Origin of the sequence: Thioclava sp. DLFJ5-1 (genome assembly GCF_002020115.1) — a bacterium.
GTDB lineage: Bacteria > Pseudomonadota > Alphaproteobacteria > Rhodobacterales > Rhodobacteraceae > Thioclava > Thioclava sediminum.
The window spans coordinates 136792-153026 of record NZ_MPZU01000002.1 but is presented as its reverse complement, the minus strand read 5'-3'; the positions used below and the strand labels follow the sequence as shown (position 1 = coordinate 153026).

The 16235-nt window shown below is 64.1% G+C and carries 14 protein-coding genes; 4 read left to right on the top strand and 10 right to left on the bottom strand.

Annotation, left to right across the window (positions count from 1 at the left end; translation table 11 throughout):
* Window positions 1-142 precede the first annotated feature (142 nt).
* The 5 genes from fabD to BMI86_RS08040 all read right to left on the bottom strand — a co-directional run bounded on the left by fabD (window position 143) and on the right by BMI86_RS08040 (window position 4319).
* Window positions 143-1072 carry an ACP S-malonyltransferase gene (fabD, locus tag BMI86_RS08060; RefSeq protein ID WP_078540604.1) on the bottom strand — a complete coding sequence of 310 codons (930 nt, stop codon included), beginning with the start codon at window positions 1070-1072 and terminating at the stop codon, window positions 143-145.
* A 64-nt stretch (window positions 1073-1136) separates the two neighbouring features.
* A complete protein-coding gene (locus BMI86_RS08055) occupies window positions 1137-1691 on the bottom strand; it encodes a sugar O-acetyltransferase (RefSeq protein WP_078540603.1) in 555 nt (184 codons plus the stop codon).
* Window positions 1692-1772: 81 nt separating this feature from the next.
* Entirely contained in the window at window positions 1773-2204 is a 432-nt protein-coding gene (locus tag BMI86_RS08050; protein WP_078540602.1) for a glyoxalase superfamily protein, read from the bottom strand.
* A 298-nt stretch (window positions 2205-2502) separates the two neighbouring features.
* Complete coding sequence (gene glnA / locus BMI86_RS08045) at window positions 2503-3909, bottom strand: type I glutamate--ammonia ligase (RefSeq protein WP_078540601.1); 1407 nt, start codon at window positions 3907-3909, stop codon at window positions 2503-2505.
* Window positions 3910-3980: 71 nt separating this feature from the next.
* On the bottom strand, window positions 3981-4319 hold the full coding sequence (locus BMI86_RS08040; RefSeq protein ID WP_075775041.1) for a P-II family nitrogen regulator: 339 nt from the start codon (window positions 4317-4319) through the stop codon (window positions 3981-3983).
* 186 nt (window positions 4320-4505) lie between these two features.
* Between BMI86_RS08040 and BMI86_RS08035 the strand changes: the two genes are divergently transcribed.
* The 3 genes from BMI86_RS08035 (at window position 4506) to BMI86_RS08025 (ending at window position 9232) form a co-directional block, all read left to right on the top strand.
* Entirely contained in the window at window positions 4506-6071 is a 1566-nt protein-coding gene (locus tag BMI86_RS08035; RefSeq protein WP_078540600.1) for an NAD(P)H-hydrate dehydratase, read from the top strand.
* A gap of 192 nt (window positions 6072-6263) precedes the next feature.
* Window positions 6264-7931 carry a type I secretion system permease/ATPase gene (locus BMI86_RS08030; protein WP_246831666.1) on the top strand — a complete coding sequence of 556 codons (1668 nt, stop codon included), beginning with the start codon at window positions 6264-6266 and terminating at the stop codon, window positions 7929-7931.
* Complete coding sequence (locus BMI86_RS08025; RefSeq protein WP_078540598.1) at window positions 7928-9232, top strand: HlyD family type I secretion periplasmic adaptor subunit; 1305 nt, start codon at window positions 7928-7930, stop codon at window positions 9230-9232. The genes BMI86_RS08030 and BMI86_RS08025 overlap by 4 nt, the downstream gene beginning before the upstream one ends.
* Window positions 9233-9407: 175 nt before the next feature.
* Here the strand turns inward: BMI86_RS08025 and BMI86_RS08020 are convergent, their stop codons facing one another.
* From BMI86_RS08020 to BMI86_RS08005, 4 genes are all read right to left on the bottom strand, one after another.
* Window positions 9408-10013 (bottom strand): hypothetical protein, encoded by a 606-nt coding sequence (locus BMI86_RS08020; RefSeq protein ID WP_078540597.1) that lies wholly within the window; start codon window positions 10011-10013, stop codon window positions 9408-9410.
* Between the two features lie 26 nt (window positions 10014-10039).
* On the bottom strand, window positions 10040-12457 hold the full coding sequence (locus tag BMI86_RS08015; protein ID WP_078540596.1) for a calcium-binding protein: 2418 nt from the start codon (window positions 12455-12457) through the stop codon (window positions 10040-10042).
* A gap of 284 nt (window positions 12458-12741) precedes the next feature.
* A complete protein-coding gene (locus BMI86_RS08010) occupies window positions 12742-14142 on the bottom strand; it encodes a surface lipoprotein assembly modifier (RefSeq protein ID WP_078540595.1) in 1401 nt (466 codons plus the stop codon).
* Between the two features lie 76 nt (window positions 14143-14218).
* Window positions 14219-14416: a hypothetical protein gene (locus BMI86_RS08005; RefSeq protein WP_078540594.1), complete on the bottom strand. Its 198-nt coding sequence runs from the start codon at window positions 14414-14416 to the stop codon at window positions 14219-14221.
* Window positions 14417-14631: 215 nt separating this feature from the next.
* On the opposite strand from BMI86_RS08005, the gene BMI86_RS08000 reads away from it, so the two are divergent.
* Window positions 14632-15387 carry a Crp/Fnr family transcriptional regulator gene (locus BMI86_RS08000; protein WP_078540593.1) on the top strand — a complete coding sequence of 252 codons (756 nt, stop codon included), beginning with the start codon at window positions 14632-14634 and terminating at the stop codon, window positions 15385-15387.
* A 14-nt stretch (window positions 15388-15401) separates the two neighbouring features.
* On the opposite strand, the gene BMI86_RS07995 is transcribed toward BMI86_RS08000, so the two are convergent.
* Entirely contained in the window at window positions 15402-16064 is a 663-nt protein-coding gene (locus BMI86_RS07995) for a Crp/Fnr family transcriptional regulator (protein WP_168173815.1), read from the bottom strand.
* Window positions 16065-16235 lie beyond the last annotated feature (171 nt).

Here is a 16235-nt window from a genome sequence, read left to right as displayed (position 1 = left end):
TTGCGCGCATCAAAGCGACAGGCGCATCGCGATCACAACCGCATGAAAAAGCCGACCAATTCGCTTTCGAACCGGTCGGCCTAAGCTTCTTCTCGATGGAAATATCCCAGGGGGTCCGGGGGAAGATCCCCCGGCGCAGCCCTCAGCCTTTCAGCGCGGCGATATCCTCCGGCGTGCCGACCGCGCGGCAGGTCACCTCTTTCGCGATCCGGCGGATCATGCCCGAAAGCGCCTTGCCGGCGCCGATTTCCCAGATCTCGTCGACGCCCTGACCGGCCATCCACGCCACGCTCTCGCGCCAGCGCACCGAGCCCGTGACCTGCTCGACCAGCAGCTCGCGGATCAGGGCCGGGTCGCTCACCGCCTCGGCGCGGACATTGGCGACCAGCGGCACCACCGGCGCCTTGATCTCGACGCCCGCCAGCGCGGCATCCATCGCATCGGCTGCGGGCTGCATCAGCGCGCAGTGGAACGGTGCGGAGACCGGCAGCATCACGGCCCGCTTCGCGCCCGCTTCCTTGGCAAGCACCGTGGCGCGTTCGACCGCCGCCTTGTCGCCCGAGATCACGACCTGGCTCGGATCGTTGTCGTTCGCGGCCTGACAGACCTCGCCCTGCGCCGCCTCGGCTGCGACTTTCGACGCGGCCTCAAAATCGAGCCCGAGGATCGCGGCCATCGCGCCCACGCCCACCGGCACCGCCGATTGCATCGCATCGCCGCGCACGCGCAGCAGACGCGCGGTGTCGGCCAGGCTCAGCGAACCCGCCGCACAAAGCGCCGAATATTCGCCCAGCGAGTGACCCGCGACATAAGCCGCATCGGTGACTGCATGGCCTTCGGCCTCCAGCGCGCGCAGGGCTGCGATCGAGGTCGCCATCAGCGCGGGCTGCGCGTTGGCGGTCAGCGTCAGCTCGTCCTGCTCGCCTTCCCAGATGAGCTGGCTCAGCTTTTGCCCGAGCGCCTCATCGACCTCTTCGAACACCGCTTTCGACGCGGGATAGGCGTCGGCCAATGCCTTGCCCATGCCGATGACCTGTGCGCCCTGACCGGGGAATACGAATGCGCGGCTCATGCCTGATCCTCCTGATTGATCTTTGGTTTCCCTTAGCGAGAAGGGCGCGGCGGGGCAAGTTTCGCTAAGCCTTGCCGATGATCCGCGCCGGGTTACCCGCGACCGTAGCGCCCGCAGGCACGTCGCGCGTCACCACCGCACCCGCACCGATCAACGCGCCATCGCCCACCGTGATACCCGGCAGGATGATCGCGCCGCCGCCGATCCAGACATCTTCGCCGATCCGCACGGGCCGTCCGAATTCCAGCCCCGTCCTGCGCGCCTCCGGATCGCGCGGATGATCGGCGGTCAGGATCTGCACCTTCGGCCCGATCTGCGTCCGATCGCCGATCGTGACCGCAACCACATCGAGAATGACACAGTCGTAATTCAGGAAAACCCCGGCCCCGAGCCGGATATTGCTGCCGTAATCGCAATGAAATGGCGGGCGAATGCGCGCGCCCTGCCCCACGTCCGCGAACAGCTCCGTCAGCAGCGCGTGGCACTCTTCGGCACTATGCGCGACGGTAGCGTTGAACCGATCCATCCACGCAGCAGCCCGTGCCACATCGGCTTCGATCTCCGGGCCCTCGGCGCGATACAATTCGCCCGCCAGCATCTTATCCTTCTCAGAGCGCATGATCCCTCCCCGCCATCTCGCCGGACGATCCTGCCCCAGCCGCGCGCAAAGAAAAAGGGGCGCTAGATGCGCCCCTTCTGCTCAGTCCAGTTCGAGATGCGCGACCCCGTCGGAGCGCCGCCCGATCGAACGCCCATCCGCGCCAATGGTCGCGCGCACACGCCGCCGCATCGAGGAAAATGCCGGGCTTTCAACCACATCCACGGGCTCATCCAGCGCGATCTCGATGTCGTAATGGGTCTCGCCCTTGCGGCGCAGCGCATGGACGCGCCCGCTCACCGGATGGCCCAGATAGCGCCCGCGCACCGTATCGCCGAGGGCATAGCCCGGCGCCTGCGCCGCGGGTTCGGCGCGTTTGAGCGCCGCCACCATCGTGTTCCAATCGGCATGCCCCGCCGCCTGCGCGGTCAGCTCATAGGCTTTCGACAGCGCAACGGGAGTCCCCGCGCGCGCCATCGCCTCGCTCAACCGGCGCGCCTGCGCCTTCACGTCTTTCACTGTGTTTACAGTCATCGTCTCGTCTCCACGGGGATGATCCACCGCTTCGGGGCCCGCATTGCCGAAGAGCCCCCGAAAGAATGGAGAGCGATCGTGAACCGGATTTCACCATGGGTCACACCCCGCGGGCGGCAGGCATCCGGCAGCCAAGGCCCGACAGATGGGCGGCGCGGGTGCGTCTGTCAAGGGATGTGGCTTTACCCGGCGTCCGCCGATGCGAAACCGCCATATCGGAGGCCCAAAGATATCTCAGGCTCAAAAGCGAAAGGGGCGCCCGACCGGACGCCCCTTCCTATCACTGTCCCTCTCCCGTTTAGCAGGAGTAGTAGTACTTGTATTCCACCGGGTGGGGGGTGTGCTCGAACGCGTACACTTCTTCCCACTTGAGCGCGATGTAGCCCTCGATCTGGTCCTTGGTGAACACGTCACCGGCCATAAGGAAGTCGTGATCGGCTTCGAGCGATTCCAGAGCTTCACGCAGCGAGGCGCAAACGGTCGGGATCGCGGCCAGTTCTTCCGGCGGCAGATCGTAGAGGTCCTTGTCCGAGGACGGGCCCGGGTCGATCTTGTTCTTGATGCCGTCGAGGCCAGCCATCAGCAGAGCCGAGAAGCACAGGTAGGGGTTCGCCGACGGATCGGGGAAACGGGCTTCGACGCGCTTTGCCTTGGGGGATTCAGCCCACGGAATACGGACACAGCCCGAACGGTTACGTGCCGAATACGCGCGCAGAACCGGAGCTTCAAAGCCCGGGATCAGACGCTTGTAGGAGTTGGTCGACGGGTTGGTGAAGGCGTTGAGCGTCTTCGCGTGCTTCAGGATGCCGCCGATGAAGTACAGCGCTTCCTGCGACAGGTCGGCGTATTTGTCGCCTGCGAAGAGCGGCTTGCCGTCCTTCCAGATCGACATGTTCACGTGCATGCCGGTGCCGTTGTCGCCCGCGATCGGCTTCGGCATGAAGGTCGCCGATTTGCCATAGGCGTGCGCCACGTTGTGGATCACGTATTTGTACTTCTGGATGTCGTCGGCCTGCTTGGTCAGCGTCCCGAAGATCAGGCCCAGCTCGTGCTGGCACGAGGCCACTTCGTGGTGGTGCTTGTCGACCTTCATGCCCATGCGCTTCATGGTCGAGAGCATTTCCGAACGCAGGTCCTGCGCGTCATCCACCGGGTTGACCGGGAAGTAGCCACCCTTGACGCCCGGACGATGGCCCATGTTGCCCATCTCGTAATCGGTGTCGGTGTTCCAGGCCGCGTCGAGCGCATCGACCTCGTAGGAGACCTTGTTCATCGAGACCGAGAACTTCACGTCGTCGAAGAGGAAGAATTCCGCTTCCGGACCGAAGAAGGCCGAGTCACCGATGCCCGAGGCGACGAGATAGGCTTCGGCCTTCTCGGCGGTGCCGCGCGGGTCGCGGGCATAGGGTTCGCCGGTGTCGGGCTCGACCACGGTGCAGTGCACGCACATGGTTTTCTCGGCGTAGAAGGGGTCGATATAGACCGAGGACGCGTCCGGGATCAGTTTCATGTCGGACTGATCGATCGACTTCCAGCCCGCGATCGAGGAGCCGTCGAACATGAAGCCTTCTTCGAAGAAATCTTCGTCGACCTCGGTATGCATCAGCGTCACGTGCTGCAGCTTGCCGCGCGGATCGGTGAAGCGAACGTCGACGTATTCGACGTCTTCGTCCTTCATCAGTTTGAGAGCGTCCTTGATGCTCATGTCACATTACCCTTTCGTTGAGCTTGGGTTATCCCCGGACCCGCAACGAGGCCCGGCGGGAATGGCGGAAGTTACAGCGCGTCGTCGCCCGACTCGCCGGTGCGGATACGGATCGCCTGCTCCATCGGAGAGACGAAAATCTTGCCGTCACCGATCTTCTCGGTGCGCGCGGCATTCGTGATCGCTTCGATGGCGGCGTCGACGAGGTCGTCGGGCAGCACCATCTCGATCTTCACCTTGGGCAGGAAATCCACGACATATTCGGCGCCGCGATAAAGCTCGGTATGGCCCTTCTGGCGTCCGAACCCTTTCACCTCGATCACCGAAAGGCCCTGAATACCAACTTCCTGAAGTGCTTCTTTCACCTCATCGAGTTTGAAGGGCTTGATGATCGCCTCCACCTTTTTCATGCCGCCGACTCCTCCGTCAGGTCTTCGTTCCGACCCCCTCAGACCACTTTCCCAAAGCCCCCGCAATCGGCTAGGCTGGACGGGAGCGGAATGGGGATCGGAATTCCGAAAGCCGCGCCCGCTATTCGTGCAAGTAGCACAAAAAAGCAGCAGTTTGAAAACGATTCCTTTGAAGACCCGAGGACCATGCACGAAATCCTGACCGCGAGCCAAATGCGCCAATGCGAACGCGCCGAGATCGAGAGCGGCGCGGTGACGGGCCTTGAATTGATGGAGCGCGCCGGGGAAAGCGTCGTCACGGCGATCTTCTCGCGCTGGCCCGATCCGGGACCCTCGCAGGCGGTGGTGCTGTGCGGTCCCGGCAATAATGGCGGCGACGGCTATGTGATCGCGCGGCTTCTGGCCGAGCGCGACTGGACCATCGCCTGCTACGCCTATGGCGACCCGACCCGCCTGCCCCCAGACGCGCAGACCAATCACGACCGCTGGATGCAGATCGGCGCGGTCCTGCCCTGGGACGATGCCGCGATCGAGGACCGGATCGACGAGATGGAGGGCGGGCTGGTGATCGACGCGCTGTTCGGCACCGGCCTGACCCGTCCGATGCCCGACGACACCGCGAAGACATGGCGCGGGATTTATCCGCGACGCTTTTCCAATCCCTCGGGACCGCGCCCGCGTTTTGTCGCGGTCGATATTCCCAGCGGGATTTCCTCGGATAGCGGGCGCAATCTCGGCGGTGCTTTCCCGGCCGATCTGACGGTCAGCTTCCATCGCGCGAAATGCGGCCATTACCTCGACCCCTCGGACGGGCCCGACCGGCCCGGCGGCGGCGCGTCGATGCGCGGCGATCTCATCGTGACCAATATCGGCCTGCCGCAGGATGCGCCCCCCGGGGCAGCGCAGCTGATCGACCGCCCGTCGAATTTCCTGATGAAGCAGGCGGGCCACAAATACAGCCACGGTCATGCGCTGGTGCTCTCGGGCGGCGCGGGCAAAGGCGGTGCTGGGCGGATGGCGGCACGTGCGGCGCTCAGGATCGGCGCGGGGCTGGTGACGCTCGCCTGCCCGCCCAAGGCGCTGGCCGAGAACGCCGCCCATCTCGACGCGATCATGCTGAACGCCCTGCCCGACGCCTATTCCTTGCGCGGGATGCTGGGCGACGACCGTCTCAACGCGCTCTGCCTCGGCCCCGGTCTGGGCATGGCGCGCGCGCAGGAGATGGTGCCGGCGGCCCTTTGGGGCAAACGCGCGACGGTGCTCGATGCCGATGCGCTCAGCGCCTTTGCCGAGGATCCGAGCGTGCTTTTCGGCCAGCTTCACGCGGATTGCGTGCTGACCCCGCATCCGGGCGAGTTCAACCGGCTGTTCCCCGATCTGGCCGAGAAGCTGTCAGGCGACGATCCGACCTATTCCAAGCTGGACGCCACCCGCGAAGCCGCGGCGCGCGCGGGCTGCACGGTGCTGCTCAAAGGGGCGGATACCGCGATTGCCGACCCCGACGGGCGCGTCGCGCTGCATTCGGCGACGCAGGACCGCGCAGCGCCGTGGCTTGCGACCGCAGGCGCAGGCGATGTGCTGGCCGGGTTGATCGCGGGGCTGCTTGCGCGCGGGTTCAAACCCTTCGACGCCGCGACCTCCGCCGCCTGGCTCCATGTCGAGGCCGCGCGCAGCTTCGGCCCCGGCCTGATCGCCGAGGACCTCCCCGAAGCGGTCCCGCAGGTGCTGCGCGCGCTGATGGCGCAGGGTTGACGCTACCCGCGCGCCCGGCTGCCCGCGCAGCTTTTTCGACCTGCCTCGCGCAAAATTGACATCAATCAATGATACCCCTCACCGCGTCGTGAAAATGAACCCGGGGATACGCAACTTTGGGGTATTGGCGTGGGACTTTCTTCTTCGGGCGCGCGGTCGGAAATGCGGCGCGCTTTTTCCGGGAGCCGGGGGTTGATCGGCTCGGCTGTGCTGTTCAGCTTTTTCACCAATCTGCTGCTTCTGACCGGGCCGCTTTTCATGCTGCAGGTCTATGACCGGGTGATCGGTTCGCGCTCGGAAGAGACGCTGGTCGCGCTGTTCGGCCTCGTGGTGTTCCTCTACCTTTTCTACACCATTCTGGAATTCGTCCGCGCCCGCGTGATGGCGCGGGTCGGCGCACGGCTTCATGCCAACCTCTCCGACCGGGTCTTCCGCGCCTCGCTGGAGCGCGCAGCACTCGGGCGCACCGACAAGGGCGCGAGCGCGCTGCAGGACCTCGATGCGGTGAAAACCGTCTTCGCCTCGCCGGTGCTGCTGTCGCTGCTGGACATTCCGTGGACGCCGGTCTTCGCCGCTGCGATCTTCATCTTCCACCCGTTTCTGGGCTGGCTGGCGCTGGCGGGCGGTGCGCTTTTGGTCGTGACCTCGCTGCTCAACCACTGGCTCACCCAGACCCGCCTGACCGAGGCGCAGGGCACCTCTTTCGCGGGCAACCAGATCGCGCGTCAGGTCGAGGACGGGGCCGATTACCTCTGGGCGCAAGGCATGGGAGAGACCATGCGCGCGCGCTGGCAGGACACCCAGACCGAGGGCCAACGCAAGATGCTGCGCGCGGCCGACTGGACCGGCGCGTTCGGCGCGTTCTCCAAGGGCTTCCGGATGCTGCTGCAATCGGCAGTGCTGGCCGTAGGCGCCTATCTGGTGCTGCAACATGAGATGACGGCGGGCGCGATCATTGCGGGCTCGGTCCTGCTGGGCCGTGCGCTGGCCCCGGTCGAGCAGGTGCTGGGCCAATGGACGCTGCTGCACCGCGCACGCAACGGCTGGGCCTCGCTGCGGGCGTTTCTGGGCTCCGTGCCCGAGGCGCGCAAGCCGACCGAACTGCCCGCGCCGACGGGCGATCTCTCGGTGCGCGGCGTTTCGGTCTCGCGCAAGCGCGGCGAGCGTCCGATCCTGTATAACGTGAGCTTCGATGTCGCGCCGGGTGAAGCCATCGGCGTGATCGGCAAGAGCGGCTCGGGCAAGACGACGCTGGCGCGGGCGCTTGTGGGTCTCGTCTCCCCCACCGCGGGCGAGGTGCGCCTCGCCGCCGCCAAGCTTGACCAATACAGCCCCGAACGGCTGGGCCAGTTCATCGGCTATCTTCCGCAGGTGGTGAAGACCTTCGACGGCACCATCGCCGAGAACATCGCGCAGATGGCCCAATCGCCGGATGCCGAGCGGGTCGTGGCCGCCGCAAAGAAAGCGCATATCCACGAGATCATCCTGCAACTGCCCAAGGGCTATGACACCCAGATCAGCGCGCGCGACGCGCAGCTCTCGGGCGGCCAGCGCCAGCGGCTGGGTCTGGCCCGCGCGCTCTACAACGATCCGGTGCTTCTGGTGCTCGACGAGCCGAACTCGGCACTCGATTCCGAGGGCTCCGAGGCGCTGAACGCCGTGGTGAAGGCGATGACCGAGGAAGGCAAATCGGTCGTGCTGATGACCCACCGCACCAACGCGATCAAAGCCTGCTCGCGCCTCGTGATCCTCGAGAGCGGCCAGATCACCGCGCAGGGGCCGCGCGACGAGGTCATCCAGTCGATGATCAAGAACGCGCAGGACGTGCAACGCATTCTGACGATGAGGGCCGAGAAATGAGCAAATCCTCCGATTTCGCAAATAGCCGACTTCTGCTCGCCGCAGGCTTCGGCGCGATCACCCTCCTCGTCGGCGGCATGGGCGCCTGGAGCGTCGGCGCGAAGATCAACGGCGCGGTCGTGTCCCGCGGCGTGGTCAAGGTCGAGAGCGAACGGCAGGTGATCCAGCACCCCGATGGTGGCGTCGTGGGCGAAATCCTCGCCCATAATGGCGATCAAGTGCACGCGGGCGACGTGCTGCTGCGCCTCGACGGGACCTTCCTGCGCTCGGAGCTTGCGATCGTGCAGGCGCAGCTTCTGGAGATCGCGGTGCGCAAGGCTCGGCTGGCCGCCGAGCGCGACGATCTGGCAAAGGTCGATTTCACCGTATTGCCCGACTTCCCGATGCTCGACCCCGAACAGGTCGCCCAGCAACGCGAGGGCCAGAGCAACCTCTTTGCCGCGCGTCAGGCGACGATGGCCAAGAAGATCAACCAGCTGCGCGAGCAACAGCAGCAGATCGAAAAGCAGATCGAAGGCGTCGAGGCGCAGCGCGTCTCGCTGATGGAGCAGCTCGATCTCGTGTCGCAGGAGCTGGAGGACAAGCAGAGCCTCTACGAGCGCAAGCTGATGGAAGCCTCGCGCGTGCTCGCCACCCAACGCGAACATGCCAAGCTGACCGGCGAGATCGGGCGGCTGAACTCTGTCATTGCGGAAGCGCGCGTGCGGATCTCGGCGCTCGAGATCGAAGTGGTGGGCCTGTCCGAGGATCGCCGCGAGGCCGCGATCACCCAGCTGCGCGACCTGCAATATAACGAGATTTCGTTGGTCGAACGCGAAAACACCCTGCGCGAGAAGCTCGCACGGCTCGACGTGCGCGCGCCGGTCGATGGCGTGGTGTTCGGCTCGCAGGTCTTCGCGCTGCAATCGGTCATTCAACCCGCCCAGCCGATGATGTTCCTCGTGCCCAGCGATCAGCCGCTCTACGTCTCGGTCCGCGTGGATCCGACGAGCATCGATCAGGTCTATTCCGGCCAGCAGGTCTCGCTGCAATTCTCGACCTTCAATCGCCGCACCACCCCCGCGATCCCGGCCGAGGTGCTGCGGGTCTCGCCCGACGTGCAGACCGACGAGGTGAACCGCGAGACCTATTACGAGGCGACGGTGGAGCCCGATCCGGAAGCGCTGGCCGCCCTGCCGGAGGTCAAGCTGATGCCCGGCATGCCGGTGGAAGCCTTCCTCAAGACCGATGCCCGGACGCCGCTGTCCTACCTGACCCAACCGCTGACGGTCTATTTCAACCGCGCCTTCCGGGGGGAATGAGGGGGGCCGCTTCAAGCAGCATCACGAACGATAAAGATGAACGGCCCGGCGGATACATCGCCGGGCCGTTCATCTTGATCAGTAGCAGAGCGTTGCGCCACGAGGGAGGAATGAGAAAGGCCCGGCGGATCGCTCCGTCGGGCCCTTCCGGTACCACTGATGAAAGCGGGGGTGGTCAGGGCGCTTGCGTGGTGATGAACGCCCCGGTGAACGCATCGTTCGTCACCCCGTCATCAAGCGTTCCGTCTGCATAGCCAGCAATATTGTCGGGCAGCGTTGCTCCGCTCCCGCCGACGAATTCGCCGTCGAGCAAAATCGAGGTGGTGTAATCGGTGCCGCCGTTGGAGAGCGTCCCATCGAGGCTGCCTCCGAAGGTATCGGCCGTCCCGACAACGCCGCTATCGGTGATCGTCCCGCCGGAAAGCGTAAGCGAGCCGGTATAGGCGTCCTTCGTCGAGTGCTGGAAATTCGTCGCCGAGCCGGTGACCGTCCCGCCCGAGAAATTCGCGTCGAGCGATAGCTCGCCGATTAACGTCCCGCCGCTGTCAAGGTCGCCCTTGACGTAACCGGTGTAGCTGGCCGTACCCGAATTCGGCACATCGTCGCGTCCGCCAGTCACATCCCCGGTACTCAGATCCACGACCCCAGCCGCCGCCGTATCGGCGCGCGCCACGAGTTCCGCATAGGTGGGGGCGGTGTTGACCGTGGTTCCGCTGCCGCCGCAGGCCGAGAGAGTGGCGGCCGCAGCCGCCAGTGCGATGAAAGTTACTTTGTTGTTCATTCGTATTGTCCTTCTAGAAACCCGGATCAGACGCTCACGAGCGTCATGTCGGCGACAAATTGATCGACGGTTGTGAAATCATCCTCGGTGATCAGGCTCACATCCACATCGCGCAGGATCATCCGGTCGTCACCTGCGGTGATTTGAGTGCCCGTCGTGCGGTAGCTGGTGATCTCGAGGTCGGCGAAGGTCAGCCCCCCGTCGAGTGCGATCATGTCGACCCCGTCTTCGAAGTCGTAGACGATGTCGAGCGTGGTGCCCTCTGCGAAGACGAACCCATCCGCGTCCAGACCGCCATAGAGACGGTCGAGCCCGGCACCCCCGTCGAGCAGGTCGGTGCCCGCAAGGCCGTAGAGGATATCGTTTCCGCCCAGCGCCGTGATGATGTCGTCGCCCGGGGTCCCCATCAGCGTCTCGCTCGCATCGGTACCGATGATCTCGTTGGGGCCCGTTGTGTCCGGATCATCGCCCGCACCCGGGTTGGCCAGAAGGAAGTCTTCCTCCATGACGAGCCCTCCGCTCGGCCCGAGATCGCCCGCCACGTCGGTCAGCGTTGCGATCAGAACCGGCTCGGCGCCGATTTCGGCTCCATCCGTATCGAGGTAGATTTCAAGATTGGTCCCATTCACCACTTGCGAGATGTTGTCGGCAAAATTCGTGTCCGAGACGCCCAGACCGATCAGGCCGATCGCATCGGTCCCAACTTCGAAATCGCTGATCGTGCTCGCAGTCAGCGGCACGCCCTCGACCGAGGAGCCGTAGGTGAGGACGAAGAGATCGGTGCCCGCGCCGCCCGTGAAGGCGTTCGCGCCGATCCCGACAAGGAAATCATTCCCGTCCGTGCCGACGACATCAGCTCCGACCGCGTAGGGCGTGACCAGCTCGTAATCCATCAGCAGCTCGGCGCTGTAGATCGTCGCGGGCTTGATGTCGCCCTTGATGTAGACCGCCATATCGAAGCCGTCGGAATAGTTCATCCCGTTGACCGACACCTCGCCGGGCTTGTCCTGCCAGCCCGAGCTGACCGAGAGCGGCTGGGCGGGATAGCCCCAATCGAGCAGGTTGATCACCGTCTGGGTCTCTGCGCCGACCTCGTATTTCACCTCGTCATTGGTGGGAGGCGGCTCGTCGCTCGGGTCGATCGGGATCACCACCGAGGGCAGATCCTGCCCATATTTGTCGGTCTTCAGACGCCAGCGCGGACCGCTATCGGCATATTCGGTGCCATCTTCGTTCAGCACCGGCTCGAAGGGCTCGCGGTCCATCGTGGTGTACCAGGCATTGGTGAAGCCCGCCGCCCCATCCTCGGCCCCGATCGTCGCGAGATCGCTCGCTGCCCATTGCTGCGCCAGAAGATCGTCGCGCAGGATCGTGCCTGCCTCGTAGAGCGTGCCATCCCCCGCATAGTAGTCATCGGCGGTGATCCAGACCTCACGGGCACCCTGCCCGTCAAGGTTGTAGTCCGGTACGATGATATATTCCGGCAACGTGCCGATCGCGGCCTCGTTCTCGAAATCCTCGGGACGGATCTGGTCGTTGGGGTTGTTGGTGATCGTGTGATGCACGACCAGCTCGGCCTCGGTCACGTGGTAGATGTTACGCAGCGAGGTGTAGGGGTTGTACTCGCTCCACTCGTCGGGCAGGTCCATCGTCGCTTCAAGACGCACATCATTGGGCTTCTTGATCGTGTTGCCCCAGCGATAGAGCAGCTTTCCGTCATCCTTCAGCGTCACCGAGTAGTCGCTGCTGACCGCGATATTGCTGTCGATCTCGGTTTCGTTGGCGGAGAGGATATCCTTGATGTCGACCTTGCCGTCACCGTTGGTGTCGGTGATCGTGATGCCTTCATATTCTCCCTCGAGCAGGCCGCGCACCGACTTCCCATCATATTCACCGCCGACGATGAAAAGCTCGTCGTCGAGCGGATAGAGCGCCTCGGTATCCCCCGGGAAACGCTGGTCCGACAGGATGTTCTGCATCACGACGTAATGCTCGGTCGAGGCCTTCACCGTGTTGCCGCCCAGACCCGCGAGCCAAGTGCCGTAAACGGCAGGCGTCTTGAACGTATCGGTCGGCGCGTCGGAGATCACGAGGCCAAGCTGATTGCCCTCGGAATCGTAGACATCGCCCGCCCAACCCTCGGCATAGTCGCCATCGAGCTCTTTCTGTTCGGCATTCTGAAAATCCGAGACGTAGTAGCCGAATTCACTGTCGATCGGATAAAGCGTCACCCCCTCCTTGGTGATCTTGGTATCCTCGGGATCGTTCGGATCGTCGACGGTATCAAAGACCGCCTGCGGGTCTTCGGAGTTCCCGACCGTCATCCCGTCGAAGGTCACCGTGATATCCGCCGTGCTGAAAACATGCGACGAGCGGAACATCGGGTCGGTGTTCAGCGGTTCGTCCCAATCGTCGACGTTACTCGGGTCAATTTGTGTCGCCATATCTGCGTCCCCTCTATCCATATGAGCGAACCGATGACCCCTCAGGCACCTGCCCTCCCGTCATCCGCCGCGTCCCCACGTCAAATGGCGTCCAGTCAGGAAATAGAGACCTATCTCTCTGATTTCACTGCGAATTTACCGTCAGCCACGGCTCACATTCCCGTGAGCACTTCGTGATTCGCATTGATGTGTGTCAACGAAATCGAGAGGAGATGGGCAGCGTGACCACTTAGTCGCAGAAATCGCAATATTTACAGATGAAAGCCCCAAACCGGGGCGCGAGGTCAGAAATTCGACCGCAGTCCGAGCCGCAATTTCACCTGCGAGCTGTCGTAGAAATCGACATTGGAGCGGGTCTCTTCGCCCTCCAGCCGCAGGGTCGGCGAGATGCCGTAGAACTCGAGCTTCGGGAACCCGAATTGCAGCGCCAGCCGCCCGCGCGTGTCGCGCCGTGCGCCGGGCCCGTAAAGCGTCGCATCATAATCGCGTCGCTCCAGTTCCAGCGCCGCGCCGACGGTGACGGTCCCGGCCAAAGGCTTGGCGAAATCGTAAGATACGCCCGCAAGCATCGCCCGATGATCGATCTCGACCGCCTCCGAGGACGCGTCGCGCAGGGCAAAGGACAGCCCCAGCCGATCCCCTCCCTCAAGCCGCCGGTGATGGCTCAGGCTCGCGGTGACCACATTCGCCGAGTTGCGGAAATTGTCGAGGCGCAACTGTCGTTCGCCAGAGAGCGTCACCTGCGTGAGCGAACGCCGTGGATCGCCCCACTGCGCGCTGCCCGAAACCCGCAGATAGTTGCTCAGGTCGTCGCCGCCATACCAGTTCTTGCCCGCGAGAAGATCGACGCGATAGCGCAGCGGGGCATCAGCCGGGCTGAGCGCCTGCCCCAGCGTCGCCTCGACCGCGTTGAACGCGTAATCCGAGCCACGCGCATCGGGCACCGAGTCCTTCGCATCGCCCGACAGCACCACCTGTTTGGTGTAGATCTGCGCCCCGAAACTCGCGGGCAACTCCCCAAACCCTGCGAATTTGTAGCGCGCCTTCAGCGACAGCGAAATCTCGTAGCCCGACAGCGCCTTCGCATCGGGATTGAGCGTGAAGTCGATACCGCCGATATCGACCGTATCCGCGAGACTGCCATTGTTGACATTGCTCGACGCGCCCGCGTCGAAATTCACCGAGAAGCTCCACGGATTGGCCGCGGACAGGACGCGATAGTCCCGCACGCTCGACGCGCGCACCGCATCATTGGGCGCCATTTCGATCGCGCGGCGTTGCCAGAGCTGGGCTGCGAACGGATGCCCGAGATCGTAGCTCGCCGCCGCCATCTCGACCGCGCTGACATATTTTTCCTGCTGCGTCCGGGCCTGCGCATTGGCGCGGGTGGCCGCCGCCTTCGCGCCTGCCGCGTCGCCCTGCCCCCGCAGCGCCCGCGCCAGCACGACAAGCGCGCCCACATCGTCTGGATTGCGCGCCAAGCGCGCGCGCGCCGCTGCCTCCGCCGCGGGCCAATCGCCCGACCGCAACACCTGCAACAGCGCCGCGTCGGTGATAGCACCAGCGACGGGAGCCTCCGCGACCGCGGGACCGGGCCCCAAGACAAGCAGCAGAGCCATCGCCCCGCCGCACAGAAAACGCCAAGCGCGCCGCAGTTTGCGCCCGTCGATATGGCCTTCGGTCATCGTCACCCCTTTGAGGTCGCGCGCCCCAGACAATGCGGGCGGCGAGATGCATCAGCCCCTCGCCGCCCGTGTCAGATTATTGCGACGCTTGCTCGCGCGAGCGATCCTGGTCTTGCGTATTGGTGTGGGTGCCCGAGGTGTCCGTGGTGGCGGTCGAGGTGCCCGCCGGAGCGGTCATCGCCTCATCGGTCATGTCGGAAGCTGCCGGACCGGTCATCGTCTCGCAGCCAGCCAGAGCCGCAGTCAGGCCAAGAATGATAAGCAGGTTTTTCATCTGTCTCTCCTTTGTTGCAAGATATTTTACCGTGACTGTTCAGCGTGATTCTTTGATGCCGATCAACGTGCTACCCGTGCCGCGCGATTTTTCCTGCAACTTCATGATGAGAGGCGCAGAAAAGACCGGCACAATCCCGGCTTTTCGACCTCGTAGCTCTCGCATCCCGATCTTACCCGGACTAGAATCCTTCCCGCGACAGGGAGAGGAGACGCATGAACGAGCATCCGAAATCCGGACAGCCGGTCGAGATCGAGGGCGTGGTGGCGCAGGGAAAATTGCAGCGCCTGCTCGACGTACTCCCGGAGGATTTGCGCAGCGAGATGATGCCGCTCTGGCAAAGCATTCGCTTTTCGCCGGGCGATGTGCTGATCGAAGACGGCGAGGTCGCGGACCGGATTGGCTTCGTGACCGACGGGTTTCTCGCCATGTCGAAAACCCTGCAGGACCGGCACCGCCACATCATCGGGCTGATCACGCCGTCGGACATGTTCGGGCGCGCCTTCAACGGCCCCTCCGGCTACCGGATCGAGGCGCTCAGCGACGGGGCGGTTCTGACCTGCGACCGGCAGAAATTCGAAGCGATCATCGCCCGCTCGCATGAGGCGGAGCGGCTGTTCCTGCTGAGCATTCTCGACGAGCTCGACGCCGCGCGCGAGTGGGTGATGGTCTTGGGAAGCTCGAAAGTCGTCGAGCGGCTCGCCTCGCTCCTGATCATCCTGAGCCGCCACAAATACCGGACCCTCGAAGGCACCGCGCATGCGCCCATCCAGCTGCGCCTGCATATCCATATCAAGCGGGTCGATATAGCGCATCTGCTGGGCACCTCGCCGGAATCTCTGAGCCGGGCGTTCCATCAGCTCGAGCGCGAGGGCGCGATCCGGATCGTCACGCCTTATGATATCGAGATCGCCAAACTCGAGACGCTTATCGAAATCTCCGGGAATTCGCTGGAGATGCGCGACGACTGAGCGCGCGGGCGCGCTCAGCTTTCCAGGGCCTCCTCCAGCCCTTCGGACAGCGCCTCGAGGTCGTTCAGGCGGAATTGCCGTGCGTTCAGGATCTCGATCAGCCCGTCTTTCTGGAACTGATGCAGCGAGCGGCTGACCGTCTCCTGCGTCGTGGCGATGAGATCGGCGATGTCCTGACGCGGCAGCAGCATCGTCAACACGCCACCCCCGTCACGCAGGGCTTTCCAAGGCATAATACTGGGCGCCAGCAGCAGCAGCGCGCGCAGTCGGCTCGCAGGTCCATAGGCACCCAGTAGCAAGCTCAACCGCCGCGCTTTCTCGGTCCAGTTTTCCGCCTGATGACACAGGGCCCGGCGCAATTCGGGCTCCTGCTCAATCAGCTGAGCGAAGTTCGCCGACTCGAACAGGCAAAGTCTGGTGTCGATCACGGCTTCGATCGCGGTGTCCCGCGTGCCCCGGATGATCTGCCCGATGCTGTCGCCCGGAACGACGAGCCCCGTGATCTTGCGACGCCCCGCGAGCGAATGGCTCTGCATCCGCAACATGCCGCTCTGAACCAGCGCGATGTGGTGGCAGGTGACATCTTCCTCGCACAGCCGGTCATTGGCCGCGACGGAGATCGCGCGCGCCCGTTGCGCAACCCGGGCGAGGGTTCGATCCGAGAGGGATCCGCACACGCCATGGTTACGTCCAGCGCAACCCGCGCAATGCAAGATCGCCTCTGCATTTCGCAAAGGTGCCGTCATCAAAATCTCCGAACAGATTTAACCACGCGTTTCGCAGCGAAACTGCGGACTCGTCCCCTAGTGCATAATAAGACTATGCAAATGACATATCATCCTGTCAAC

Excerpts from the sequence above, each read along its gene's own strand:
- fabD (WP_078540604.1), bottom strand. The coding sequence starts at position 1,072 with ATGAGCCGCGCATTCGTATTCCCCGGTCAGGGCGCACAGGTCATCGGC.
- BMI86_RS08055 (WP_078540603.1), bottom strand. The coding sequence starts at position 1,691 with ATGCGCTCTGAGAAGGATAAGATGCTGGCGGGCGAATTGTATCGCGCC.
- BMI86_RS08050 (WP_078540602.1), bottom strand. The coding sequence starts at position 2,204 with ATGACTGTAAACACAGTGAAAGACGTGAAGGCGCAGGCGCGCCGGTTG.
- glnA (WP_078540601.1), bottom strand. The coding sequence starts at position 3,909 with ATGAGCATCAAGGACGCTCTCAAACTGATGAAGGACGAAGACGTCGAA.
- BMI86_RS08040 (WP_075775041.1), bottom strand. The coding sequence starts at position 4,319 with ATGAAAAAGGTGGAGGCGATCATCAAGCCCTTCAAACTCGATGAGGTG.
- BMI86_RS08035 (WP_078540600.1), top strand. The coding sequence starts at position 4,506 with ATGCACGAAATCCTGACCGCGAGCCAAATGCGCCAATGCGAACGCGCC.
- BMI86_RS08025 (WP_078540598.1), top strand. The coding sequence starts at position 7,928 with ATGAGCAAATCCTCCGATTTCGCAAATAGCCGACTTCTGCTCGCCGCA.
- BMI86_RS08020 (WP_078540597.1), bottom strand. The coding sequence starts at position 10,013 with ATGAACAACAAAGTAACTTTCATCGCACTGGCGGCTGCGGCCGCCACT.
- BMI86_RS08015 (WP_078540596.1), bottom strand. The coding sequence starts at position 12,457 with ATGGCGACACAAATTGACCCGAGTAACGTCGACGATTGGGACGAACCG.
- BMI86_RS08010 (WP_078540595.1), bottom strand. The coding sequence starts at position 14,142 with ATGACCGAAGGCCATATCGACGGGCGCAAACTGCGGCGCGCTTGGCGT.
- BMI86_RS08005 (WP_078540594.1), bottom strand. The coding sequence starts at position 14,416 with ATGAAAAACCTGCTTATCATTCTTGGCCTGACTGCGGCTCTGGCTGGC.
- BMI86_RS08000 (WP_078540593.1), top strand. The coding sequence starts at position 14,632 with ATGAACGAGCATCCGAAATCCGGACAGCCGGTCGAGATCGAGGGCGTG.